Here is a 23,300-nt window from a genome sequence, read left to right as displayed (position 1 = left end):
GGGTGGGGCCGTAGATGGCGTGGGGGTGGTTCTCGGTGTAGGCCCAGTAGCGGTCGCCGTAGGACCAGTGCCACCACTCGGTGGGGTAGTTGACGAAGCCGGCGGCGGTGAGGACGTCGGCGAGGAGTTCGCGGTTGGTGCGGGCTTCGCGGCTGATGTTGGTGGCGGCGAAGAAGCACGCTCCGTCACTCTGCTCGGGCGTCGCGTCGATCGGCGTACCGAGGTCCAGCGGGCCATGAGCGCCGACCAGGGTCAGGTCGACCGCGGCGCCGGCCACGTGCGGGGCGACCTCGACCGGGGAAACGAACCGGCTCGCCAGCACCCGGATCTCGGCCTCGTCCAGGTCGGGATGCAGCGCGCGGAGCTCGGCGCAGTAGCCGTCGTAGATCTTGCGCTGGGAGTCGAGCGGTCGCAGGCCCTCGACCACGTGCAGCTGGATCCCCGACGGCAGGAACGCGTTCGCGATCACCAGCCGATCGGCCACGCCCACGCGGGAGTACGCCGTACCGGGGGTCTGGATGCCGCGGGTAGCCAGCTCGACCACCGGTTCGCCGTTCTCGATCGCCTCGATGCGGGTGATCCGCTCGTCGCTGAGCAGTACTGTCACGGCTGGGCGACCGCCGTCTTGATCAGTACGTCGACCACGTCGGCGTAGGTGTATCCGGCCGCGGCCCACATCCGCGGGAACTGCGAGGCCGGGGTGAAGCCGGGCAGCGTGTTGATCTCGTTCACCACCGGCTTGCCGTCCGCGGGGACGAAGAAGTCGACCCGCGCGAGGCCCTTGCAGCCGAGCACCTCGAAGACCTCGAGCGCGGTCCGGTTCAGCAGCTCGGCCAGCTCCGGGGTCAACGGCGCCGGTACGACGAACTCGGTCGCACTCGAAGCGTCGTACTTGGCGGTCGCGTTGAAGAACGGCTGCGCCGGGTCACTATGGATCTCCAGCGGCGGGCCGACCTCGACCCGGCCGTCGGGGAACTGCAGGACGGCGAGGTCGATCTCGCGGCCGACCATCTCCTTCTCGACCAGGACCTGCGGGTCGAGCTCGGCCGCCGCGGCGACCGCGTCGGCCAGCGAGGCCAGGTCGGTGGCGCGGCCGACGCCGAAGCTGGAACCGCCGTTCGCAGGCTTCACGAAGACCGGGAACTCGACATCGGCCTCCTTCAGCTTCTGTACGGCGGCCTCGGTGTCGCTGGTCTCCGCGCCGAACAACCGCACACCCGGAGTGACCGGAATGCCGTGCGCGCGCAGCACCGCCTTCGTCAGGTGCTTGTCGAGGCCGACCGCGCTGGCGGTGACCCCACTGCCGACGTACGGGACCTTCAGCTGGTCGAGGAAGCCCTGCAGGCGGCCGTCCTCGCCGTACTCGCCGTGCAAACCGATCAGTACGACGTCGACCGCGCGGAGCAGGTCGATCGCCTCGTGCAGGCCGTTGGCCCAGTCGCCCTGCTGGTCGATGACGAGCGGGACCGCGGTGTGACCGAGTGAGGCGACCGCGTCGGCGATCCCCTTGCCACTGGCCAGGGACACGTGGTGTTCGGGGCTGGCGCCGCCCATCACGACCGCGACCTTCATCGAGTTGCCTCCTCATAGCGACGCGGCACCCTGGTTCCGATGCCACAGTAGATTTCGTGCGGGATGGTTCCGGCCCAGTCCGCCCAGTCCTTGGCGGTCGGCTCGCCGTGCGAACCGTCTCCGAAGATCGTCACCGGCTCGCCCGGGTCCACCGGCACGTCCCCGGCGTCGACGACGAACTGGTCCATCGCGATCCGGCCGACTACCGGCATCCGGACCCCGCGGCACAGCACACTAGCCTGCTCGACCGCGACCCGCGGAATCCCGTCGGCGTACCCGAGGGGCACCAGCAGGACGGTGGTGTCGCGCTCGGCGGTGAAATCATGTCCGTACGAAACGCCTTCGCCGGCGCCGATCCGTCGGATCTGGAAGGCCTTGCTCATCAGCCGCATCGCCGGGCGCAGGCCGATCCCGGTCTCGTCGATCCCGTAGAGCCCGGCGCCGATCCGGATCACGTCACAGTCCGGCGCGTCCAGCGTGATCGCCCCGGCCGAATTGGCCAGGTGGATCGTGCTCGGATTCAGTCCTGCGCGCCGGGCCAGCACCACCCCGGTCCGGAGCAGCTGCAACTGCTTCCGGCTCTGGACGGCGTCGGGGGCATCGCCGTGCGACAGATGCGACCAGATTCCCCGGACGACGAGCGCCCCGAGCGCCTCGTGGTGCGCCGCGGCCCGGGTCAGTTCGATCCACTGGTCGGGGGTGCTGCCGGCCCGGTGCAGACCGGTATCGAGTTTCAAGTGCACGTTCTTGACGGCCGGGACCGACGCCACCCGCTGCAGCTCGGCGACCGTGGAGACGCTGACATCCACGTCCATGTCGCCGAGCAGCATCAGCTCGGCGGCGTCGTACAGCCAGGTCAAAAGCGGGGCGGTCAGGCCGGCGGCCCGCAACTGCAGGGCCTCGTCGGCCCGCGCGACACCGAGCCAGGTCGCCCCGGCGTCGAGGGCGGCCCGCGCCACCGGTACGGCGCCGTGCCCGAACGCGTCGGCCTTGACCACCGCCATCACGTCATGCGGAGTCAGCCGCCGGAATGTCCGGACGTTGTCCTTGACCGCCGACAGGTCGACGACGGCCTCGGACAGGCCAGCGATACCCGTGGGCGCCGGACGCTGCCGGGCCTGGACCAAGTTCATATTCCTCATTGTTGTAGCTGGCAACCATCAGTTCATCGGATCACGGAAGGATGTTGCGCAGATCTGACGTACGACTCTGGTCTGACGCTCTGCGCCCTATCAAAGGTTGACCTTCGCCTCGAATACCTTCTCCAAGGCCTGTATCCGCTGCGTTTCACCATAGCTTCGCTACCCAGCGTGAGATTGGGTGGCTGTGTGCAGCTGCCGGATACTGGGCGTCGTGGAGCCGACCGAACACCTCGCAGCGTCGCTCGCCGCGGCCATCGCGCTGGCGAACGTCTTCGGTGCGCCCGCACGGCAGGGCCGCCCGGCCACGCCGCCGGACGACGAGGCCGTCCGCGGCGTGCTGCGGCTGACCACCAATCGCACCGTCCCGATCGAGCTCCACGAGTACGAGACGGGCGCGCGGCAGTTGTATGACGCGCTGAGCCTGCTGCCTGATGTCGATGGAGCCGTCGAGCTGGTCAACGACCTGCTGCGCCGCACTCAGGCCGCCCCGCAGTTGACGCGGGAGCCGGGGCAGCTGTGGCACCTGCATTTCGCGTCGCCGGGGGTGTCGGTGGCGACCGGGTGGCTGGCTGAGTTCGCTACCGCGGTGGCGATGCTGCTCGGCAGTCACGACTCGGAGCGGCTGCGGAGGTGTGCGGCCGAGCGGTGTGACGATCTGTTCCTGGATTCGACCAAGAACCGGACTCAGCGGTTCTGCTCAACAGCTTGCCAGAACCGCACCAAGGTCGCCGCGCACCGCGCTCGCACTGCCTGACGCCGTCACCATGGTTGCTTCCGGCAACCACCCGAGTGAACGATAAAGTTGTACGCCGATCTCGGTCGCCATCAGTAGCCCGTCGTGTGCGCCGCGGTCGAGTGCTCGCCGGCTGAGCGCGCCCATCACCACGCTGCCGAGGCCCCGGCGCCGGTGGTCCGGGTCGGTGTGGATGTCGTGCATGACTGCGTCCGTGCCGACGGTCGCCATCATTCCGCGGGCGGCGATCGTGCCGTCCGGGCTCAGGAGTTGCACGCGGTCAAGCGGGCCGTCGGTGTGCACGGACAGCTTGTACGGCGGTGGTGTCGTCGGCTGAGGGTGGTTGGGCAGCGCGATCGACATCAGCACCTTGTGTTCGGCGAACGGCTGCAGTCCGGCGGCGCTCATTCGTGCGGCGGCAGCGTCGCCGTACTGGGTGGTGACGGTCAGCCAGGTGGTCTCGGTGGCGGCCGGGGCCAGGCGGTCGATCAGGGCCGGGTCGTCGGTGAGGGTGAACATCTCCCGCTCACGCCCGGGCAGGCCGAGCTGCGCGAGCAGGACGTCGTCGTACTCGACCGGCTGTTCCAGGCCGCGGCACAGCCGCCAGCCCGCCATCCATCGCCTCACAGGATCCATGGAGGTGAGTGTAACTGCTTATTTTGAGTTAGTCAGTTACCAAGGACGAAGGTCTGGATCGCGATCACCGCGCCACCGCGGGCCCATTCGGTGAAGTCGGCGGGCTGCAGGACCATCGGGAGCTCGGCGCCGGAGGGGTGGCGGTCGGCGTGCAGGGCGGCGAGAAGCTCGGTCCGGGCGACCTCCGCGAGCCGGACCCCCTCGCCGCCGAGGACGACGAGTTGGGGCATGGTGAAGTTCGCGGCCGCAGCGATGAGCTTCCCGAGGGCGAACCCGGCCTGGCTGATCACTGGCTCGGCCGCCGGATCGCCCTTCGCCGCGAGATCCAGGCACTCCTCGTAGTCGATCGGCCGCCCGAGCGCGGCGCCGATCCGGGTGGTGATCGATCCCACGGTGAGCAGGCTGAGCGCGCAGCCGCGGTGCCCGCGGTCGCAGAGCGGTCCGTCGGGGATCAGCGGGTGGTGGCCGATCAGGCCGATGCTGGTGTCCGGGCTCTCGATGGTCTTGTTGTGGACGACCAGCCCGTAGCCGACGCCGGCACCGATCGTGATCAGCACGAACCGATCCGTACCGCGGCCGGCACCGAACCAGTGGGTCGCCTCGGTCAGCGCAACGAGGTCGTTCGCCACCACGACCGGCGTACTGGTCCCGGCTGCGAGCAGCTCGCCGAGCGGCACGTCGACCCAGTCCAGGTACGGGCCCCAGCGGACCTCAGTCCCGTTGACGACCCGACCACCGAGCGTGACCCCGATGCCGCTGATCGGGCGGGGCGCCTGGGCCGCGAGATCGTCGGCCAGCTCCAGGATCAGGTCGGCCACCGCGGACGCCATGTGGTCGGTCAGCGGCCGCTCCAGGCTCGCGATCACCTCGGCCCGCAGCGTTGTCAGTACGCCGATCGCCCGGTCACCGGTCAGCTTGATCCCGACGAAATGATGCGCGGCCGGATCCAGATCGAGCGGCTGCGACGGCCGCCCGACCCGCGCATCGGTCGGCCCGGCCGTGACCTCGACCAGCAGCCCGGACTCGACCATCGGCTTCGTCAACCGGGTCAGACTCCCCGGCGACAACCCCACCCGCCGGGACAACTCGGCGCGCGACAGCGGCCCATCCAGCAGGATCTCCAACGCCACCTGCCGAGAAGGCCCCACCAACGGCTGCCAACTCCCCATCCCACCACCCTACGGCGCACCCGCCCCGCAATGTCCGAAGATCCGGAGGGCGGCCCTCCGATCCTTCGGACGTTAGCCAGAGGAGGCGGGTAACGTCCGAAGATCCGGAGGGCGGGCCTCCGATCCTTCGGACGTTAGCTTTCGCGGGACAGGGCGCGTTGGAGACGGCGGAGGCGGGTGGCGCGGGTGGTCGCAGCGGCTGTGGTGAAGGTGGCGGTGAGCATCACCAGGAGGCCGGGCATGGGGTGTGAGATGGCGAAGAGGAGTACGACGCCGGTCGCCAGGAGTAGGCCGGTCGCGATCCGCAGGCGGATGATGTCCGTCCGCAGCCGCCGGGCCGCCCACACCTGCTCAACCGTCACCGTGCCACCCTCCCAGACCAGCGAGTCTCAGTGCGGGAGTTTGCGGGTGTCGATGAGTTGCTGGGCTACGTCGCGGAGTTTGGTGTTGGTGTCTTGGGAGTAGCGCTTGAGGATGGCGAAGGCGCGGTCGCCGTCGACGTCGAAGCGCTCCATCAGGATGCCCATCGCCTGGCCGACGAGTTTGCGGGCGTCGACGGCCTGGGCCATCGTCTCCTCGTGCCGGGCGGAGGCGACGGCGACCGAGGCGTGCTGGGCGAGGATGTGGGCGATCGCCTCGTCGTCTGCGGTGAAGGCGTCCGGGGTGGGGCTGTAGAGGCCGAGTACGCCGACCGTCTGCCGGGCCGCGTCACCGGTCGCCAGCGGGACGTCGAGCGAGCTGCGGACACCGAGTGCCGCGACCTGCGTCGTCCATTCCGGCCAGCGGCCGTCGGTCTCGGTGTCGCGGATCAGGATCGTGGTCCGGTCCCGCAGCGCGGTCACCAGCGGGCCGACGTCGCTCCGGAGCTGCAGGTCGTAGACATCGGCCACGACCGGATCGGTCACCGCCGCGATCTCCGGGCTACCGCCCCGCGTGTACAGCGCGACGCCGGCGTACGTACAGCTCAGCGCCTGCAGCGCGAACTGGACGACCGCATCGATCGTCTCCTCAACCCCCGGGGCATCGTGCAGCTCGATGGCCAGCTGCGCGAACGCATCCGCCGAGGCGGCGGTGAGCTCTTGCTCGGTCAACGGGGCTCCCAACGGTCATCGGTACGCCGGACCGCCCGGGCAGGGGGCGTCCGCAGGAGACATCATGCAGCCTCAACCCTGTGTTGCGGCAGCCAGTACCTCGCGTCGATGGTTTTTTGGCGCTTGCGGCGCCCAGGCACGCACCTCGCGGCACCGGAGGAACAGCCACGATGGAAAAGCATCGAGGCCGCCCCTCCGGCACCCCGATGCACGCACCTGAACACCGCAATCACTCAAACAACCACCGACGCGAGGTACTAGGGTTCCATCATGGCGGACTTCCCGGCCCTGTTGGGCGGCCGGACGAACTGGCGACGGGAGTTTGCGGCACCGATGCGCAGCTTCCTGCGCACCGAAGCCGGCAGCTCCGGAGTGCTCGCGGCAGCAATCCTGATCGCGCTGCTCTGGGCCAACCTCGCCCCGGGCTCGTACGACGATTTCTGGCGGACGCACCTCTCGTTCGAACTCGGTCACCGCGCGTTCGGGCTGGACCTGCGGGAGTGGATCAACAGCGGTCTGATGACGCTGTTCTTCCTGGTCGTCGGCCTGGAAGCGCGGCGCGAGTTCGATCTCGGTGACCTCCGGGACCGCAGCCGGTTCGTGCTGCCGGTGCTCGCGGGCGTCGCCGGGATGGCTGCGCCGGTGCTGATCTACCTGGCCTTCAACCTCGGCACGGACACTGCGCACGGCTGGGGTGTCGCGATGTCGACGGACACCGCGCTGGCGCTCGGCCTGCTCGCGCTGGTCGGCCGCGGCGTTCCAGACCGCGTCCGGGTCTTCCTGCTGACTGTGTTCGTCGTCGACGATCTGCTGGCACTGGTCGTGATCGCCGTCGTCTACAGCGAGAACATCGACCTGATGCCGCTGCTGATCGCGGTGCTCGCCTTCGCCGTCGTACTGGCCCTCGCGCTGCTCCGCGTCCGCAAACCCTGGGTGTACGTCGTTCTGGGCGTGATCACGTGGGCCGCACTCCTCACGAGTGGCGTCGACCCGGTCGTGGCCGGGCTGGCGATCGGTCTGACCGCACCGGCGTACTCACCGGGTCGCGAGGAGCTCGAGCAAGCGAGCGGACTGTTCCGGGTCTTCCGTGAGCAGCCGACACCGGAGCTGGCCCGGTCCGCGACCGTCGGGCTGACCGCGGCCATCTCGCCGAACGAGCGGCTCCAGTTCCTCTATCACCCGTGGACCAGCTACCTGATCGTCCCGTTGTTCGGCCTGGCCAATGCCGGTGTGACGATCGACGCGGCGTTCCTCGGCCGCGCGTTCACCTCGCCGGTCACACTCGGCATCCTGGTCGGGTACGTGGTTGGCAAGCCGGTCGCGGTCACGCTGGTCTCCTGGCTGCTGGACCGTTTCTCCGGCGGCAAATACGGGCCGCAGGTCGGCTGGGCGGCGGTGGCCGGCAGCGGCACGATCGCGGGCATCGGCTTCACGGTCTCCTTGCTGATAGCAACGATCGCGTTCGAAGGGCCGGTCCTCGCGGAAGCCAAGATCGGCCTGCTGTCCGCAGTGGTCGTGTCGTCCATCGTGACCTGGCTGGTGTTCCGGTCGGTGAAGTTACTCAGCCCGCCGAGGAAGGCGCTGGCGCTACTCGGCCGGGCCGAGGAGCTGGTCGATCTCGCTGACCCGATCGACCCCGACCTCGATCACGTCCGTGGTCCCGAGACCGCCTCGGTGACGCTCGTCGAGTACGGCGATTTCGAGTGCCCGTACTGCGGGATCGCGGAGTCCGCCGTACGGGATCTTCTGCAGGACGACGACCTGCGGTACGTGTGGCGGCATCTGCCGCTTTCCGACGTGCACCCGCGGGCGCAGATCGCGGCCGAGGTGGCCGAGGCTGCGCATGCGCAGGGCGCGTTCTGGGAGATGCACGATCTGCTGCTGTCCAATCAGGAGAACCTGCAGCCGAAGGACCTGATGTCGTACGCCGAGCAGCTCGGACTCGACAATCACCGGATCCACGACGAGGTGAAGCGGCATGTCGCCGCGGCCCGGATCGCGCGGGACGTCGAGTCGGCCGACCTCAGCGGGGTGTCCGGGACGCCGACGTTCTTCATCAACGGGCAGCGGCACTACGGCGCGTACGACGTGGAGACGCTGAAGGCCGCGATCAAGGTCGCTCGAGCGCGGGCCCGGATCAACGCTGGCTGAATCTTGTGGTACTAGGTCATTTCTGCCACTGTTCTCGCGGGCCGCGATCCCCGACGCTGAGGACATGACCGAACAGACCGCAGCCATCGCCCACTTCGCGGGCCGGTTGGCCTTCGAGACCGATGTTTCCGACGTGGCCGCCGAGATCGGCGCCAGTACGACGGGCTGGGTGCTGATCGACAGCCGCAGCCAGGAAAGCTGGGACCAGGGGCACGTCCCGGGCGCGATCCACCTGCCGACTCGCGAGATCGCCGAGCGCGCGACCGCCGTCGTACCGGATGGTGTGCGCGTGGTGACCTACTGCTGGGGGCCGGGGTGCAACGGCGCGACCCGGGCGGCGCTGGAGTTCGCGAAGCTCGGCTATCCGGTCAAGGAGATGATCGGCGGCTTCGAGTACTGGGCGCGCGAGGGCCTGCCGGTCGAGACTGCCGCCGGGATCGAACGCCGGCAGTCCGACCCGCTGACCGCTCCCCGCGGAATCGCCTGCGCCTGTTAGACAGTGACCGCCGCGGGCGCAATGTTCTGGTTGAGGTGGAAGAGGTTGGCCGGGTCGTATTTCGCCTTGAGCTCGGCCAGCCGGGCGAGCTTGGCGGGCGTGAACGCGCGGTGGATCGCCTCGCCGTTGAGGGTGTTGACGTAGGCACCTTGCGCGTACGGCGCGAGCGCGGCCGCGTACTCGCGGATCCGGCTGATCCGGTCCTCGTCGTCGGCAGCGTCCTCCCAGCGAACGGCCGTCACGAACTCGAACAGCGTGTCCCGATGGCTGAATGCGGCCGCGTCATCCGGGGTGTCGCAGATCGCGCCGCCGTACGCCTGCAGGCTGGCAGCGACGCCCGGGGTGTCGATCAGCGCCTTGATCGCCTCGTCAGGCAGGGACTTGAAGTAGTGGCCCTTCCAGTAGCGGCGGTAGCGGTGGCCCTGCACGTTGTCGTCCCGGCTCTGCAAAGTCAGGTACGGCATCGCCTCGACACTCTCGTGGACCACCGGGCCGAGCGCGCGGAACTCGGGCAGCAGCTCCTCCCCGCCGGGGCCGACCCAGACGTACCCGAGGGTGACGCCGTCCGGCGTGATCGAGGCGGTGAAGGTCGCCTCCCGCGGTGCGTTGCGGTTGAGCTCCCGCCAACCACGCAACGCGTCGTACGCCGCCTTGGTCGGATAGGTGAACTCGGCAACCAATGCTCGGGTGCCGATCTCGTGCAGCCGGAACTCGAAGGACGTGACGACACCGAAGTTGCCGCCGCCACCGCGCAGTCCCCAGAACAGATCGACGTTCTCATCCGCGGTCGCGCGGACGACGTCGCCGTCCGCGGTCACCACCTCGTACGCCGTGACGTTGTCGCAGGCGAGCCCGAATCGCCTTGCCAGCCAACCCATTCCGCCGCCGAGCGTGAGTCCGCCGACTCCGGTGTGGGAGACGTTGCCCGCGGTTGTCGCGAGGCCGTAGCGCTGCGCGGCTCGGTCGAGTTCGCCGAGCAACGCGCCGCCCTGGACGATCGCGATCTTGCGTTCGAGGTCGATCTCGACCGCGCTCATCGGGGTCAGGTCGATCATCAGGCCCCCGTCCGGCACGGCCAGGCCGGCGATGTTGTGGCCGCCGCAGCGGACTCCGAGTTCGAGGTTCTTCGTCCGGGCCAGCTGGATCGACTCCACCACGTCGGCGGTCGTCCGGCAGCGCGCGATCACAGCCGGCCGGCGGTCGATCATCGCGTTCCAGATCGAGCGGGCTTCGTCGTACCCACGGTCTCCGGGGTGCAGAAAGGTCGTCATGGATCCACCCTGACAGTCCGGCGGTACTCCGATAAGGTCCAGTTTCGTGAGCCGAATCAGGACCAGTTCCGGAGAGCTGTTGATCGAGCTGCAGCGCTCGGGTGGCGCTCCGCTGCATCAGCAGCTGGAGAGTGGGATTCGCGACCGGATCCGGGAGGGCCGGCTGAGGCCCGGTGCGGTGATGCCGTCGACCCGCTCGTTCGCCGAGGATCTGGGGTTGTCGCGGGGTGTCGTGGTCGAGGCCTATCAGCAGCTCGTGGCCGAGGGGTATCTGGTCAGTCGAGCCGGCGGGTACACCGAGGTCGCCGAGGTGGCCGCGATCGAGTCGCCTGGTGTGACGATGCTGACCGGCGTGGAATCGCGGATCGACTTCCGCTACAGCCGGCCGGACGTCTCGCAGTTCCCCCGGGCGGCGTGGCTGCGGTCGATCCGCCGGGTGCTGAACGAGACGCCGTACCGGAGTCTTGCGTACTTGGATGGGCGCGGGACCATTGAGCTGCGGACTGCGTTGGCCGACTACCTCAATCGGGTCCGCGGTACGGCGGCTCGGCCGGAGCACATGGTGATCTGCAACGGGTTCGCGCAGGGATCGCGGTTGCTGCTGCAAGTCCTTGCTGCGCAGGGATATCGGTGTATCGCGGTCGAGGACCCGTCCGACAACGACCTGCGCCGGGTGGCTGCGGCGGCCGGGCTCACGACGGTCGGCGTACCGGTTCTTGAGGGCGGGGTTGATGTCGAGGCGCTCGAGCGGTCCGAGGCGGACGTCGTACTGGTGACTGCGGCGCATCAGTTCCCGACCGGTGTGGTGACCTCGGCGGAGACGCGGGCGGCGCTGGTGGCGTGGGCTGCGCGGCGGGGCGGGCTGGTGATCGAGGATGACTATGACGCGGAGTTCCGGTACGACCGGGAGCCGATCGGTGCGATGCAGGGGCTGATGCCGGATCGGGTCGCGTACGCCGGCACCGCGAGCAAGACGTTGGCGCCGGGGCTGCGGTTGGGGTGGATGATTCTGCCGCCACGGCTGGTCGAACCGATGGCGCAGGCCAAGCTGATGGACGACCGCGGGTCGCCGGTACTGGATCAGTTGGCGTTCGCGGATTTCGTGGCGCGGGGTGAATTCGATCGGCACCTGCGTCGGATGCGGCCGCGGTACCGGCTGCTGCGGGACACGTTGGTGGAGCGGCTGGCCGCGCGGTTGCCCGAGCTGGTGCCGACCGGGGTCTCGGCCGGGCTGCATGTGATGGCGCTGCTGCCGGACGGTCTGACGGAGTCCGCGGTCCAGGCGGCCGCGCTTGAGCGGGGACTGGGTGTGTACGGATTGGCGCCGTACTGGGTGACGCCGCCGGGGCCGGCCGGGCTCGTCTTCGGGTACGGCGGTCTCACGGTCAACACGGTGATCGAGGGTGTTGACCTGCTGGCCGAGGCGGTCGCGGTCGCGCGTGAATAGTTATTCATTTCATTGCAATTTGATCCGAGTGGTTCTACTCTCGGAGGGGTGATCACCGCAGCTGGAATCGACCACCTGATGAACCGGGGCTGGCCTGCCGCGCACAGTACCGAGCTCGACGGCTGGCTGGTCCGACGAGCGGCCGGTGTCACCTTGCGCGCGAACTCCGTGCTCCCGGCCGGAGCGCCGTACGATCTCGGAAAAGCGTTGGACTACGTGGAAACGCTGTACCAGGCGCACGGCATCACGCCGTCCTTCCAGATCAGCCCCGCCGCCCAGCCGACCGACCTCGACGACCACCTGGCCACGCGCGGATACCAGCTGAAGAACCCCACGCTGGTGCAGTGTGCCGAGATCGCCGACGTCCTCGCAGCTCTGCCTTCGTCGGCCGTCGAGGTGAATATTTCCTCGGTCGCCGACGACGCCTGGATGCAGTTCTGGTGGCAGAACGACGGCCGCGGCGGCCCCGCGGAGCAAGCAGTCGCCCGTCAGATCCTCGACCGCGGCCCCGCCCTCTACGCCACCATCCGCTCCGGCGATCAGATCGCTGCCATCGGCCGGCTAGCCCTGGTCGACGACTGGTCCGGCCTCTACTGCATTGCCACCGACCCAGCCTTCCGCCGTCAAGGCCTAGCCCAAGCCGTCATCCGCGCCTTGTTGCAGAAGGCAACAACCCAAGGCGTGCGCCACGTCTACCTCTCCGTCCTGGCCAACAACACCCCAGCCCTAACCCTCTACACCCGCCTCGGCTTCACCACCCTCTCCCGCTACCACTACCGCACCCTCGCCTGACAGTTGGCCGCACGGCGTACAGAAGGACTGTTAATTCGAGGCTGCCGGCGCCTTGCCGCCACCCGTCGTGAGCGTGCGCGGGAGCCGAGCTGGTGACGTACTAACAGTCCTTCTGTACGGGGTTAGAGGGTGAGCTTCTCTAGGTGGTCCAGTACTACGAAGTTGGCGCCGGACTGTTCTGCGGATTTGCGGAGGGGGGTTAGGTCGGTCCAGGGGATGCCGGGCTCGGTGAGGGGTTTGTCGAAGTCGTCCCAGTGGGTGGCGATGACGGTGCGAACCGGGTTGATGGTTCGGAGGAGGCGGTCGGTGATGCCGGGTTCGCCGCCGGGGGCCGCGATGACCACGTCGACCTGGAGGTCGCGGAGGGCGTTCGGGTCGAAGTTCGCCGTACTGAGGCTGAGGATGCGGAGGCCGCCGATCGTGACGACGTAGGCGAGGGTGCCGCCTTCGACGAGGTCCTCGATGACGCGGGGGCGCGGCGGTACTGCGTCCAGGTGGTAGCCGGGGTACGCGTAGTTGTGGCGCTTGCCGCCGCAGGAGTGCAGGGATGGGTAGACCTCGATGGTGAAACCGTCGAAGACCAGGTACTCGCCGCCGCGGACCGCTGACAGCAGGTCGGCCTGGGTGCGCATCGCCTTCAGCAGGTTGACGTGCGACTGGGTGCCGAGGACGGTCGCCTGGGTCTTCGCCGCGACGTACGGGACATCGGACATGTGGTCGTAATGGCCGTGGTGGACCAGGATCGCATCGGCCTTGCCGATGTGCCTGTCGACGGCCGCCTTGTCGATCACCAGCTTGGTCTTCGGGTCAGCGCCTTCGGGGGTGAAGGTGCCGGTGTGGAAGCGGGTCACCCACGGGTCGGTGAGGACGATGTGCTCACCGCAGCGGATCTGCCAGGCGTGCGTGCCGAGCCAGGTCAACTCCACCGGTGTACGTCGCTCCTTCGGCTTGCTCTCGGTTTGAGCGGAGGCGGGCCGGCCGATCACGCCTGCTGCTCCGACCGCGGCTGCCCCTGCAAGCATGCCTCGTCGCGTCACCTTCACTGCGTTCTCCTCTCGCCGTTCCGGAGCTTTCAGTCAAGGTGAAGGCCAGGAGGTGTGTCGAATATGCTTTCCGGCATGAGGCGAGTGGCTGGGGATATCACCGCAGGTCAGCTGGGTCATGCTGACTGAGCGGCACTTGCAGATCTTCGTCGCGCTCGCCGAGGAACAGCACTTCGGGGACGCCGCTCGGGTTGTCGGGATCACCCAGCCGCCGCTGTCGCAAGGGCTGCGCCGCCTGGAGGCTCTGGTCGGGGCGAAGCTGTTCGAGCGGGGTTCAACCGGAGTCGAGCTGACCGCTGCCGGTGCCGCGCTGCTGCCGTTCGCGCGGCGGGCGCTGACCTCGATCGAAGAGCTCCACCAGGCCGCAGTCGCCCGTGATCCGGAAGGGCCGGAGATCCGCCTCGGCCTCGCGCCCGAGGTCCCACCGGCCGCAGGTGCCGCAGTCGCAGCCGCCTGCGGCGCGGCAGTCCCGGGCAGCCGAGTCACGGTCGTGTCAGCGCCAACCAGCTCACTCACCAGCCAGGTATCGTCCGGCCGCCTGACACTCGCCGTCGTACTGCACCCCACTGTCCTCGACGGCCTGGATGCAGGGCCAGTTCAACTGCTACCAACCTGGGCCCTGGCGCCCTCGGGTTCCGCAGCTGATGCCGTAGTCGAGCTGAAGAAGTTGGGTGGGTTGCCGGTGGCGGTTCGGCCTCGGGCTGAGGCGCCGGCGGCTCGGGACTTGTTTCTGGATACGCTGGCGATGCTTCGGCCGGCCGGGGGGACGGTCGTGGTGACAGATGAGCGGGCCGCGCTCGCAATGGCGGCGGCTGGGCAGGCGATCGTGATGACCGCGGACCCGTCGCTGGCCGCGCCCGGAGTCGAGCGGTACCAGTTGGCCGGCGATCCGCTACCCACACGGTTGCGTCTGGTGTGGGCGCGGACTCCGTTCGAGCTTGACGTGATCGCGCAGCTGACCGACGCGTTGGTGACCGGATGAACGCCCGGATCCGCGCGACCTTCGCCGATGCCGGCGTACGCGGCTGGTTGCACGCGGTCGCGCTCGATGCGCCGGAATCAACAGTCGACATCGACGCGGACACCGTCGTACCGATGGCGTCGGTGTACAAACTTCCTTTGCTGGTTGGGTTCTGCCGCCTGGTCGACGAAGGCGAACTCGATCCGCGCGAGCGACTCACCCTCGATCCGTCGACCCGAACCCCCGGCCCGACAGGGGTGTCCCTGATGGCCGACCCGGTCACGATGTCGCTCCGCGATCTCGCCGTGTCGATGATGGCCGTCTCCGACAACGCCGCGGCGGATGCGCTGCTCGACGTGGTCGGGCTCGATCGACTCGCTGAGCTGCTGCAATCCTTCGGCCTGCAACAGACCTGGGTACGGCGAGGGACCGCGGCCAACCTGGTCGACCTGCAACGGCGTACCGGAATGGACGATCCGGATGCGGCCCTCGCCGTACTGGCTGACAACAACCGCACCACCCCGACCGGCGTCTACGAAGCAGCCAACGCCTCCGCGACCACCCCGTCGGATATGACCCTGCTTCTCCGTCGACTCTGGACCGGCGAACTGCTCTCCGCGGCCCAGACCGACTTCGCGAAGGCGACGATGCGGCGGCAGATCTTCCAGCACCGCTTGGCCTCCGGCTTCCCGCACGACAGCATCCGGGTCGCCGGCAAGACCGGCACGTTCGGAGCCCTCCGCCACGAGGTCGGCGTCGTCACCCTTCCCGCCGGCGACGCCTACGCGGTCGCCGTCTTCACCCTCACCGCCCGCTCCGACTGGCGCCAGCCGCGCGCCGACGCCACCATCGGCCTCGCCGCGCAACTGGCGGTCAACCTGCTCAGATAACCGCGTACGCCTCAATCTCGATCAGTGCCTCCGGACGGAACAGAGCCACCACCTGTACGGCGGTGCTGGCCGGCGGATTCGCCGTGTCGACGTACTCATCGCGGACCGTACGCAGTGCCGGCAGTCCGGCCATGTCGGTCAGGTAGTAATTCAGCTTCACAACGTCTGCCCAGGTAGCGCCTGCGGCCTTGAGAGCCGCGTCCAGATTGGCGAACACCTGCCGTGTCTGGGCTTCTGCATCACCCTCGCCGACGATGTTGCCGTCGGCGTCGAAGGCGACCTGACCGGCGATCGCGACCCACTGGCCCGGCCCGGTCACCACATGGCTGTAACCGTTGCCCGCGGCAACCCCCTGCGGGCGCGGATACTCCAACGTACTCATCCATCCTCCATCAAACGGTGATCTCGGATAACCCCTTCGCAACCTAGGCTTCCCCCGTGAAGATCCGTAGGCCGCTGATCGCGCTGGCCGTCCTGGCGGCATCTCTCGCGACACCGTTGACAGCACCGGCGAGCGCCGAGACATTCCTGCCGGTCGATCCGGGCAGCAACGGTGCCTACAAGGTAACCGTGGGTGGGTACCACCTGGGCGATCGAGCCGTCGAGATTCCGGCGTTCAAGCTCAAGAGTGAGCTGACCGGCCGGGTCTACACACCCGTCGGTGCGCCGGGGCGGCGGCCGCTGGTGCTGTTCCTGCACGGGATTCACGTGGCCTGTTATGCCAAGGGTGTCGATCCGGGTGACCTGATGGAATGGCCGTGTCCCAAAGGGATCCAAGCCGATCCCGAGCTACGCCGGATACGACGCTCCGGCCAAGGCGCTGGCCAGCCACGGCTACCAGGTCGTCTCGATCAGCGCGAACGCGATCAACCTCGCCGACTTCGACACCCAGATGACCGGCTCACTCGCCCGCGCCCAGCTGGTGCTCGCACATCTCAAGCTCTGGCAGCGCTGGTCGACTCGCGGCGACGGGCCCTTCGGCCGCAAGTACGTCGGCAAGGTCGATCTGCAACGGGTCGGCCTGATGGGGCACTCACGCGGTGGCGAAGGCGTCGCCCGAGCAGTCCAGCTGAACGCAGAGCTCGGTGAACCGTTCGGTATCCGCGCAGTCCTGCTCCTCGCACCCGGCGGCTTCCTCCGCCCCAACCTGCCCGGTGTCGCCATGAGCGTGATCCTCCCGTACTGCGATGGCGACGTGAGCGACCTGTCCGGCCAGCGGTACTACGACGACACCCGGTACTCGATGACGCGCGACCCAGCCGCCCGATCGACCGTGCTGCTGATGGGTGCCAACCACAACTTCTTCAACACCGAGTGGACACCGGGCCGCTCGGTCGCGCCATCAGACGACGACTGGACTGCCGACGACAAGGCCGAGCCCTGCGGCAAGAAGTCCAAACAGCGCCTGACCGCAGTCGAGCAGGAAGCAGCCGGACGGGCCTACCTGGCTGGCTTCTTCCGACTCGAACTCGGCCGCGAGACCGCCCTGCTGCCACTACTCGACGGCTCGAACACGCGCGCCCGCTCAGCCGGTCGCGCAGTCGTCTCCGTGATGGCGCAATCACCTCATCGGTACGACGTCGCCCGCCTGGACGCGCCTTCCGGCGTACTGACTGGTGCTGCCCGGACGCGAATCTGCGCGGCCGATTGCGTGCGCAACGCCGACGGGCGCACACCGCATTGGGTTGCTGACCCGCCGGTCGAGAATCTCCCAGCCGGTCGGGCGACGGAGTTGAGCTGGACCGGGACGGATGGGCGACTCCGTTTCGATCTGCCGGCCGGCCGCCGCGATGTGAGGCAGTACGACGTGTTGTCGTTGCGTGCGGCAACTGAAAAGACGACGGACTTGTCGGTGCGGTTGACGGACGGCCGCGGCCGATCGGCCAGTGTGCCCGTATCCAAGGTCAGCAAGGCATTGCAGCCGCTACCCGGCAAGATCGCCGACCTGCTGCCGAAGGTGCTGATGCAGACGGTGCGGATCCCGTTGGCCGGGCTGCCCGTTGACCTGCGTGACGTGCGGTCGGTGGAGATCCGGACCGACCGGGTCGCTCGAGGTACGGCGTACCTGGCTGATCTGTCGTTCTCGAAGCCGTCGGTCAGCCACTGGCGACCGCGGATGCTGCCGGTGCTGTCGGTCGCGGATCTGGACATGGTGGAAGGTGATTCCGGACCGCGGACGGCCGACTTCCAGGTGCGGATGTCGCGGATCAGCCCACGGCCGGTGACGTTCTGGGCGGAGGCGTCCGGTGATCTGATCAGCGATGTGGTGGTCCCGTTCCATGCCCGGGTGACGATTCCGGCCGGGCATCGTTCGACCACGATCAAGGTGCCGCTGCGACCGAACAAGCGGGACGGGGACGACATCAAGTTCATCATGGTGCTGTCCGGTTCGACGGACGCGATGATCGGCCGTTCGCTCGCCGACGGGACCGTCCGCGACGACGACCCGACCCCGACGATCACGATCTCACCAGGAGTCGGGACCGAAGGCCGTGGCGGTGTCGTCTTCCAGATGAAGCTGTCCGCTCCGTCGGACCGCGGGGCGAACCTGACCGCCGAGCTCCGCAGCGGTACGGCGAAACTCGGTACCGACTTCATCAACCCGCAGGAGGGTCTCTACCCGCAGGTCAACGCGGGCGAGACGACGGGGCAGTTCGTCGTACCGATCAAGGACGACAAACTCCGCGAGAAGCCCGAGACCTTCACGGTCGTCATCACGGCCGCGGATGGCGCCGTACTGAAGGTGCCCTACCGGGTCCAGGGCACCATCCGCGACAACGACTAGAACGTCGGCAGGCCTGTCACCGGTGAGGACGCCAGGGCGGCGTGCCAGCGGCGTGGAACTCGTCCTGCCAGTAACGCGTTGCGGCCGGCGCTGACGGCGTCGCGCATCGCGGCTGCCATCAGGGCCGGCTTCTCGGCGCGGGTGACCGGGGTTGCCAGCATGACCGCGGCGCAGCCGAGCTCCATTGCGAGGGCGGCGTCGCTCGCCGTACCGAGACCGGCGTCGACGATGACCGGGACGTTCGCGCCTTCGACGATCAGCGCGATGTTGTGCGGGTTGCGGATGCCGAGGGCTGAGCCGATCGGCGCGGCCAACGGCATCACGGCCGCGCAACCCGCCTGCTCCAGGCGGCGAGCCAGGATCGGGTCGTCGTTGGTGTAGGGGAGCACGGTGAAGCCGTCCGCGACCAGGATGTCCACGGCGTCGAGGAGCTCGACCGGATCGGGCAGCAGCAGGTGGTCGTCGGCGACCACCTCGACCTTGATCAGGTCGGTCCCAAGCGCCTCGCGGGCCAGCCGCGCGGTCAGCACGGCCTCGGCCGCGGTGTGACAGCCGGCAGTGTTCGGCAGGATCTCGATCCCGTGCTTCTTCAGCACGTCGAGCACCGAGCCCTCGTGCCCGGTCCCCAGCCGGCGCATCGCGACCGTGGTCAACTGGGTGCCGGAGGCAATCAATGCCTCCTCCATCACTTCCAGGTTGGCCGAACCGCCGGTACCCATGATCAACCGCGACGAGTACGTGCGGCCGCCCAGCTCGAAGGGGTCGTCCATGTCAGCCTCCCTGGACCGCGCCGACGATCTCGACCCGGTCACCTGCCGTCAGGATGGTGGCGGCCCACTCGTCGCGGGTCAGCACACTCTGGTTCACAGCGACTGCGATTCCGGTCTGCCGATCGGACATCTCCCGGACCAGCTCCGCGACCGACATGCCCGGTCCGCTGCTGGTCGCCGTACCGTTCACCCACACGGTGTGCTCAGGTTGTGACTCCATGCATCCTCCCTACGCCGGAATTACCCGATTCAGGTTCGACGGTCGGCGACGCCTGCTCTGTCGCCCTCTCAGCCCACTCCGGTGCGAGCTCCCGCGGTCACCGCAATTTTAGTTCCCTGTCAGCAATTGGGCCAATTCCGTCGGCCGGTAGAGCACTTGCTTGCCGGCTCGCTGGGGTTCGACCAGGCCGGTACGGCGGAGTAGCTGCAGGTGCTGGCTGACCGCTGACGGGGTGACCTGGAGCTCGGCGGCCACGTCGGTGGTGGTGCGTGGATGCGTGAGGAGCTGCAGGATCCGGGCGCGCGCCGTACCGATGAGGTGGGCCAGGTCTTGTGGCGTGGGTGGGGCGACGACGGTCCACAGGTTGGCCTGGCCGCGGGGCGGGTAGCCGAGGAACGGTTCGGCGCCGGGGTCGTACGGGATCACGGCATGCGGTCCGAACAGGCTGGGTTGCAGGACGAGACCGCGCCCGTCGACCTTCTCCACGCGACTGATTTCGCTCACCTTGTCGACCTTCAAGAGGCCTTGCCTATAAGAGATGGCTGGGCCGAGCTCGTTGAGCATCGCGCCGGTGCCTTGCTGGGTGAGCACATGACCGCGGTACGTGATGTCGGCGGACAGGATCGTCCGCATGCGGTTCCAGTACGGCGCCATGACCATCTGCCAGTAGTCGTCGAGTGCTGTGGCGACCCGGGCCGGCGTGAGGCCCTGGGGCAGCTCGCCGTTGACCGCGGTGAGCTGTCTGGTGAAGGTCTCTTGATCGACAGCGGCTATCAGCGCGAGCTCGTCGGCGAACTGGGTGAGCGGGGAGGTCGGCCGCGGCGTGAGGTAGTCGGGGCTGCCCATGGTGTCGTTGACGAGGTGGCTGAGGACGGTCCAGTCCAGGCCCTCGAGCAGCGGCTGGACCGCGCGGATCCACGGCAGCTGCAGCGGGAACCGACCCGGATCGCGCAGGGCCCGCAGCGAGAGCACGGTCTCGCACGCGGGCGACAGGGCGAACCGGACCTCCTCCAGATCCCGGGACGTCAGTTCGTAGGTCAGCACCCGGTCATTACATCCCGCGGTAGCCGGGACCGCCTCGTGGGGGGAGTGCTGGCGCTTGCTTGTCGTGCTGGGTGTTCGGACCGGTGTCGTCGTCGAGCACCTTGCCGGTGGCCCAGGCGTCGTCGGTGATCGCGTTGCGCGGGACCGCGAGGGCGAGCTTGAAGTCCTGGTCGGGCTGGGCGGTCGTGTTGCCGCGGATCTGGACGGCGACGGTCTTGCGGGTCTCGCCGGGCACGAAGGTGATCGTGGTCGTCAGCGGGAGGACGATCTCGGGGTCCGCGGTGAAGCCTGCTGTCTCGGCATGGACTGTGACTTGCTGGTGGCTCGGCCTGTTGAGCGTGACTGTGAAGTTGACCTTGGTGGCGCTGTTGCCTTCGGCAACTGGTGCGGCGTCGGAGACGGAGATCCGGGGGAGCTGGTTGAGGGTGGTGCGGCCGCGGGACGGGGTGCTGAGGGCGAGGTCGGAGATGAAGGCCCGGCCCTCGTTGGCGGTTCGGAGCTCTACTGCCTTGAGGTTCGTTGTTTTCAAGGGGATTCGGACGGTTCTGAGCAGGGTCTTCGGTTGGGCGTTCTCGGGTTTGCCGGGGAGGTTCTCGAGGGATACTGCGACGTCGCGGTGACCTTGGTCATCGATCAGTCTGATGGTGAAGGTCGATGGCTTGTCCGGGTCCGCGGCAGCGCGGAACGTCAGTACGTCGTACTGCTTGCGGGCGTTGACCGGGATGCGGAGCGCGCCGGGGCCGGTCCAGTGGAGGGCGGTGATCGCAGGGTTCGGGACGGTGGGGAGGAAGAAGCTGGGAACCCAGTGCGGGAAGCGGTCGGGCTGCTCGTTCTCGGTGCAGAACGGGAGCTCGGGGTTCGGGTCGGGGAGCCAGGACGGGCTGCCGGTGCACACGGTCGCGGTCAGGTCGCCGGTGGTGCTGACCGGTTGGTCGAACCGTGCGAGGTCGAGGCGGTCGGGGGATTGGCTGGTGACGTTGGGGTCCGAACCATCGAACAGCTTTCCCTGGGCTTCCTCGCCGCCGAGGATCCAGCGGAAGAAGCCCGAGATGTACACGCGGCCGAGGGCCTGCTGCTGGACTGCGGTCAGGCGTGTGGGCGTCGCCGTACCGCAGGGTTCTTCGTCGGGGTTGAACGCCCAATCGTCGGTCGCCGGGGCCTCGGCCTGGCCGGGGGTCCACTCGCTGTTGAAGAAGTTGTGGTTTGCCCCCATCAGGAGGACCTGGGACTTGGGTGCACTCGTGTCGTAGCGGGAGTCGTCGTACAGGTGCTGGCCTTGCAGGTCGTAGACGTCGCCGTCGCAGTAGCCCGTGATCAGGTTGAGTGCGATTCCGGGGAGGGCCTGTCGGGTGGCTGAGGTCGAGGCGAGGGGGAGGACGGCCTTGATGCCGTAGGGGTGCGGGCGGGCCGCATTGGCGAGCGCTGCGGCGACCACTCCCTCGCCACCGCGGGAGTGGCCCATCAGGCCGACGTTATCGAGGTCTACCCGGCTGGAGTGCTTCCACAGGTCGAGGTGGGCGAGGACGAGTTCGCCACGCAATCGGGTGGCCGCGTCGAGCGTTTTGCTGACGTTGCGGTTGACGGCGTTCGAGCTGATGGAGACGACGACGTACCCGTGCTTGGCGAGCTCTCTGCCTGGGGCGTCGTAGCCGCGGAAGCTCGGAACTGGGCGTTGATCTGGGGCGCAAGGCCATCGCTGCTTCTGGTCCCCGCCGTAACAGGCGTCGTGATAACCGTGCAGGAACACCACCAGCGGGCGCTTCCCAGGCGCGTCCTTCGGCCCGTAGACCTTGGCGCGCAGTTCGGACTTGACCCCGCCCGGCAACGTCACGGCCTCGTCCCCGAGGTCGTACTCACTTGTCACCACGCCGTAGGTCGCATCCCCGGCGTCCCCGGCGTACGCGGTGCCGCCGGTTGCTGTCAGCACCGCCGCCATGACCAAACCCAGCCAAGCCTTCACGAGCCCACCCCTTCCAGGCTCCCCACCATCCCCTTTCTCAGGTCCGTCGCCCCGACATCTGCCCTGAATCCCGCACACCTTGCCCGTCCGGACCCCAGGGCCATCACAACTGCAGACTGCGCGTCCTCCCCACGCTCAGCGAGCGGTCGCCGGCCCAATTGTGATGGCCTGGGGGTCCGCCCTCACTCGCAGGCGATGCCGTCGTCGTCGGAGTCGAGGCCGTAGATGTCGGATCCAGTCACGGTGACCGGACCATCGGCGTACTCGGGTCCGTTCCCGCTCCCGCCGGCGCAGTCGACGTCGCTCGCGATCGGCACGCAGCCGCTGTAGTTCGGATCGCACCCGGACTCCGCGTCGTCCTCGACCTTGGTCCCGACCGCCGTCACCTGCGACCGCGGTTGTTTCGCGACCTCCTGCCGGACGAGCTTCTTGCCCGTCGACTTCGCGCCGACGTACGTGACCGTGTACGTCAGCTTCCGCGATCCGTTGACCCCCGGTGTCCGGATCTCCTTCTCACCCTTCGGCAGTTCGCTGTCCGTGACCGTCTTCTTCTTGAACGGAATCACCCGATACTCGACCACCGTCCGCGTCGTCGTCGGTACGACGGGCTTCGTCGGTTGGCCTTTCGGTGTCGGCGTCGGCGTCGGCGGTTTGCTGGGCGGCGGTTCGCTGGTTGGCGCCGTCACCGTCCGCGTGATCACCCGCCCACCGGCGACGGCAGCCGGTTCGGTCGATTCCGCCGTACCGCACCCGACCCCGAAGCCGAGCACGGCAACAACCATGAACGCAGCACGAATACGCAAAGCACTTCCCCCCAAACCCGCCGTCGGTTCCCCCCGCGGCAGGATTGTCAGCGCCTGGACCACCCAGGCGAAGACAACTGCTTAGCACCCCGATCGACCCCTCGGCCAGACCTCGGCGCCGTACTTCTCAGCCGGCTGCTGCGCCGACCCCCGCCAACGCCGCGAAGACGAGCCCGACCAGCAGCCCGATACTCCCGAGCACGATCAACGGCCCCGCACTGATCGGCGGCTCCGGCACCCGCTGCTGGAACACGGCGAACAACCGCTCCTCAGCCGGCCGAACCTCCCGCAACAACACCGCCGAAGGATGCGACCGGGCACTGA

Annotated in this window: 24 protein-coding genes; 8 read left to right on the top strand and 16 right to left on the bottom strand. The window is 68.3% G+C overall.

Translation table 11 applies throughout. The features are described 5' to 3' along the window. From E1261_RS25855 to alr, 3 genes are all read right to left on the bottom strand, one after another. Positions 1-607, bottom strand: a 607-nt coding sequence (locus E1261_RS25855) for a M15 family metallopeptidase (RefSeq protein ID WP_132410832.1), incomplete at its 3' end; no start/stop codon positions are given. Next, positions 604-1,572, bottom strand: a complete 969-nt coding sequence (locus E1261_RS25850; protein WP_132410830.1) for a D-alanine--D-alanine ligase family protein — start codon at positions 1,570-1,572, stop codon at positions 604-606. The genes E1261_RS25855 and E1261_RS25850, both read right to left, overlap by 4 nt. Then, positions 1,569-2,705 (bottom strand): alanine racemase, encoded by a 1,137-nt coding sequence (gene alr, locus E1261_RS25845; RefSeq protein ID WP_202875022.1) that lies wholly within the window; start codon positions 2,703-2,705, stop codon positions 1,569-1,571. Before alr ends, E1261_RS25850 begins: the two co-directional genes overlap by 4 nt. Before the next feature lie 220 nt (positions 2,706-2,925). On the opposite strand from alr, the gene E1261_RS25840 reads away from it, so the two are divergent. Further along, complete coding sequence (locus E1261_RS25840) at positions 2,926-3,468, top strand: CGNR zinc finger domain-containing protein (RefSeq protein ID WP_165952653.1); 543 nt, start codon at positions 2,926-2,928, stop codon at positions 3,466-3,468. Here E1261_RS25840 and E1261_RS25835 read toward each other — a convergent pair. The 4 genes from E1261_RS25835 to E1261_RS25820 all read right to left on the bottom strand — a co-directional run bounded on the left by E1261_RS25835 (position 3,412) and on the right by E1261_RS25820 (position 6,343). Continuing rightward, positions 3,412-4,083 carry a GNAT family N-acetyltransferase gene (locus tag E1261_RS25835; protein ID WP_132410826.1) on the bottom strand — a complete coding sequence of 224 codons (672 nt, stop codon included), beginning with the start codon at positions 4,081-4,083 and terminating at the stop codon, positions 3,412-3,414. The two genes, E1261_RS25840 and E1261_RS25835, sit on opposite strands and share 57 nt — an antisense overlap. Positions 4,084-4,115: 32 nt before the next feature. Continuing rightward, positions 4,116-5,252, bottom strand: a complete 1,137-nt coding sequence (locus tag E1261_RS25830; RefSeq protein WP_132410824.1) for an ROK family transcriptional regulator — start codon at positions 5,250-5,252, stop codon at positions 4,116-4,118. A gap of 134 nt (positions 5,253-5,386) precedes the next feature. After that, the gene (locus E1261_RS25825) at positions 5,387-5,614 is read right to left on the bottom strand and encodes a hypothetical protein (protein ID WP_132410822.1); all 228 of its coding nucleotides are present in this window, start codon (positions 5,612-5,614) and stop codon (positions 5,387-5,389) included. Positions 5,615-5,641: 27 nt separating this feature from the next. Next, positions 5,642-6,343: a GAF and ANTAR domain-containing protein gene (locus tag E1261_RS25820; protein ID WP_132410820.1), complete on the bottom strand. Its 702-nt coding sequence runs from the start codon at positions 6,341-6,343 to the stop codon at positions 5,642-5,644. A gap of 270 nt (positions 6,344-6,613) precedes the next feature. Between E1261_RS25820 and nhaA the strand changes: the two genes are divergently transcribed. Both nhaA and E1261_RS25810 read left to right on the top strand, forming a co-directional pair. Beyond that, the gene (gene nhaA, locus E1261_RS25815) at positions 6,614-8,494 is read left to right on the top strand and encodes a Na+/H+ antiporter NhaA (RefSeq protein ID WP_132410818.1); all 1,881 of its coding nucleotides are present in this window, start codon (positions 6,614-6,616) and stop codon (positions 8,492-8,494) included. Positions 8,495-8,558: 64 nt separating this feature from the next. After that, entirely contained in the window at positions 8,559-8,990 is a 432-nt protein-coding gene (locus E1261_RS25810; protein WP_132410816.1) for a rhodanese-like domain-containing protein, read from the top strand. On the opposite strand, the gene E1261_RS25805 is transcribed toward E1261_RS25810, so the two are convergent. Beyond that, entirely contained in the window at positions 8,987-10,261 is a 1,275-nt protein-coding gene (locus tag E1261_RS25805) for an FAD-binding oxidoreductase (RefSeq protein WP_132410814.1), read from the bottom strand. The two genes, E1261_RS25810 and E1261_RS25805, sit on opposite strands and share 4 nt — an antisense overlap. A 46-nt stretch (positions 10,262-10,307) precedes the next feature. Here E1261_RS25805 and pdxR point away from each other — a divergent pair, with 46 nt between their 5' ends. Both pdxR and E1261_RS25795 read left to right on the top strand, forming a co-directional pair. Continuing rightward, positions 10,308-11,708, top strand: a complete 1,401-nt coding sequence (gene pdxR, locus E1261_RS25800) for a MocR-like pyridoxine biosynthesis transcription factor PdxR (protein WP_132410812.1) — start codon at positions 10,308-10,310, stop codon at positions 11,706-11,708. Positions 11,709-11,756: 48 nt separating this feature from the next. Further along, a complete protein-coding gene (locus E1261_RS25795; RefSeq protein WP_132410810.1) occupies positions 11,757-12,500 on the top strand; it encodes a GNAT family N-acetyltransferase in 744 nt (247 codons plus the stop codon). A 122-nt stretch (positions 12,501-12,622) separates the two neighbouring features. On the opposite strand, the gene E1261_RS25790 is transcribed toward E1261_RS25795, so the two are convergent. Continuing rightward, a complete protein-coding gene (locus E1261_RS25790) occupies positions 12,623-13,543 on the bottom strand; it encodes an MBL fold metallo-hydrolase (RefSeq protein ID WP_238176429.1) in 921 nt (306 codons plus the stop codon). Between the two features lie 118 nt (positions 13,544-13,661). Between E1261_RS25790 and E1261_RS25785 the strand changes: the two genes are divergently transcribed. Then, positions 13,662-14,525 (top strand): LysR family transcriptional regulator, encoded by an 864-nt coding sequence (locus E1261_RS25785; RefSeq protein WP_132410808.1) that lies wholly within the window; start codon positions 13,662-13,664, stop codon positions 14,523-14,525. Further along, the gene (locus E1261_RS25780; protein WP_132410806.1) at positions 14,522-15,394 is read left to right on the top strand and encodes a serine hydrolase; all 873 of its coding nucleotides are present in this window, start codon (positions 14,522-14,524) and stop codon (positions 15,392-15,394) included. The genes E1261_RS25785 and E1261_RS25780 overlap by 4 nt, the downstream gene beginning before the upstream one ends. On the opposite strand, the gene E1261_RS25775 is transcribed toward E1261_RS25780, so the two are convergent. Beyond that, complete coding sequence (locus E1261_RS25775) at positions 15,387-15,776, bottom strand: RidA family protein (protein ID WP_132410804.1); 390 nt, start codon at positions 15,774-15,776, stop codon at positions 15,387-15,389. The genes E1261_RS25780 and E1261_RS25775 overlap by 8 nt on opposite strands. Before the next feature lie 510 nt (positions 15,777-16,286). Here E1261_RS25775 and E1261_RS25770 point away from each other — a divergent pair. Continuing rightward, positions 16,287-18,179, top strand: coding sequence for a hypothetical protein (locus E1261_RS25770; RefSeq protein ID WP_132410802.1), 1,893 nt, complete (start codon positions 16,287-16,289; stop codon positions 18,177-18,179). Here the strand turns inward: E1261_RS25770 and E1261_RS25765 are convergent. The 6 genes from E1261_RS25765 to E1261_RS45415 form a co-directional block, all read right to left on the bottom strand. After that, on the bottom strand, positions 18,176-18,949 hold the full coding sequence (locus tag E1261_RS25765) for a thiazole synthase (RefSeq protein ID WP_132410800.1): 774 nt from the start codon (positions 18,947-18,949) through the stop codon (positions 18,176-18,178). The genes E1261_RS25770 and E1261_RS25765 overlap by 4 nt on opposite strands. A 1-nt stretch (position 18,950) precedes the next feature. After that, positions 18,951-19,169: a sulfur carrier protein ThiS gene (thiS, locus tag E1261_RS25760; protein ID WP_132410798.1), complete on the bottom strand. Its 219-nt coding sequence runs from the start codon at positions 19,167-19,169 to the stop codon at positions 18,951-18,953. A 108-nt stretch (positions 19,170-19,277) separates the two neighbouring features. Further along, entirely contained in the window at positions 19,278-20,213 is a 936-nt protein-coding gene (locus E1261_RS25755; RefSeq protein ID WP_132410796.1) for an ArsR/SmtB family transcription factor, read from the bottom strand. 7 nt (positions 20,214-20,220) lie between these two features. Next, positions 20,221-22,173: an alpha/beta hydrolase gene (locus E1261_RS25750; RefSeq protein ID WP_132410794.1), complete on the bottom strand. Its 1,953-nt coding sequence runs from the start codon at positions 22,171-22,173 to the stop codon at positions 20,221-20,223. 182 nt (positions 22,174-22,355) lie between these two features. Further along, positions 22,356-22,976 carry a G5 domain-containing protein gene (locus E1261_RS46040; RefSeq protein ID WP_202875020.1) on the bottom strand — a complete coding sequence of 207 codons (621 nt, stop codon included), beginning with the start codon at positions 22,974-22,976 and terminating at the stop codon, positions 22,356-22,358. A gap of 127 nt (positions 22,977-23,103) precedes the next feature. Then, a partial coding sequence (locus E1261_RS45415; protein WP_238176428.1) for a hypothetical protein occupies positions 23,104-23,300 on the bottom strand: 197 nt, incomplete at its 5' end.

Source organism: Kribbella albertanoniae (genome assembly GCF_004348455.1).
Taxonomy (GTDB): Bacteria; Actinomycetota; Actinomycetes; order Propionibacteriales; family Kribbellaceae; genus Kribbella; species Kribbella albertanoniae.
This window is presented reverse-complemented; position numbering and strand designations above follow the sequence as displayed.

Excerpts from the sequence above, each read along its gene's own strand:
- E1261_RS25770 (WP_132410802.1), top strand. The coding sequence starts at position 16,287 with ATGACCGGCTCACTCGCCCGCGCCCAGCTGGTGCTCGCACATCTCAAG.
- E1261_RS25835 (WP_132410826.1), bottom strand. The coding sequence starts at position 4,083 with ATGGATCCTGTGAGGCGATGGATGGCGGGCTGGCGGCTGTGCCGCGGC.
- thiS (WP_132410798.1), bottom strand. The coding sequence starts at position 19,169 with ATGGAGTCACAACCTGAGCACACCGTGTGGGTGAACGGTACGGCGACC.
- E1261_RS25775 (WP_132410804.1), bottom strand. The coding sequence starts at position 15,776 with ATGAGTACGTTGGAGTATCCGCGCCCGCAGGGGGTTGCCGCGGGCAAC.
- E1261_RS25765 (WP_132410800.1), bottom strand. The coding sequence starts at position 18,949 with ATGGACGACCCCTTCGAGCTGGGCGGCCGCACGTACTCGTCGCGGTTG.
- E1261_RS25780 (WP_132410806.1), top strand. The coding sequence starts at position 14,522 with ATGAACGCCCGGATCCGCGCGACCTTCGCCGATGCCGGCGTACGCGGC.
- E1261_RS25785 (WP_132410808.1), top strand. The coding sequence starts at position 13,662 with ATGCTGACTGAGCGGCACTTGCAGATCTTCGTCGCGCTCGCCGAGGAA.
- E1261_RS25810 (WP_132410816.1), top strand. The coding sequence starts at position 8,559 with ATGACCGAACAGACCGCAGCCATCGCCCACTTCGCGGGCCGGTTGGCC.
- nhaA (WP_132410818.1), top strand. The coding sequence starts at position 6,614 with ATGGCGGACTTCCCGGCCCTGTTGGGCGGCCGGACGAACTGGCGACGG.
- E1261_RS25830 (WP_132410824.1), bottom strand. The coding sequence starts at position 5,252 with ATGGGGAGTTGGCAGCCGTTGGTGGGGCCTTCTCGGCAGGTGGCGTTG.
- alr (WP_202875022.1), bottom strand. The coding sequence starts at position 2,705 with ATGAACTTGGTCCAGGCCCGGCAGCGTCCGGCGCCCACGGGTATCGCT.
- E1261_RS25850 (WP_132410830.1), bottom strand. The coding sequence starts at position 1,572 with ATGAAGGTCGCGGTCGTGATGGGCGGCGCCAGCCCCGAACACCACGTG.
- E1261_RS25805 (WP_132410814.1), bottom strand. The coding sequence starts at position 10,261 with ATGACGACCTTTCTGCACCCCGGAGACCGTGGGTACGACGAAGCCCGC.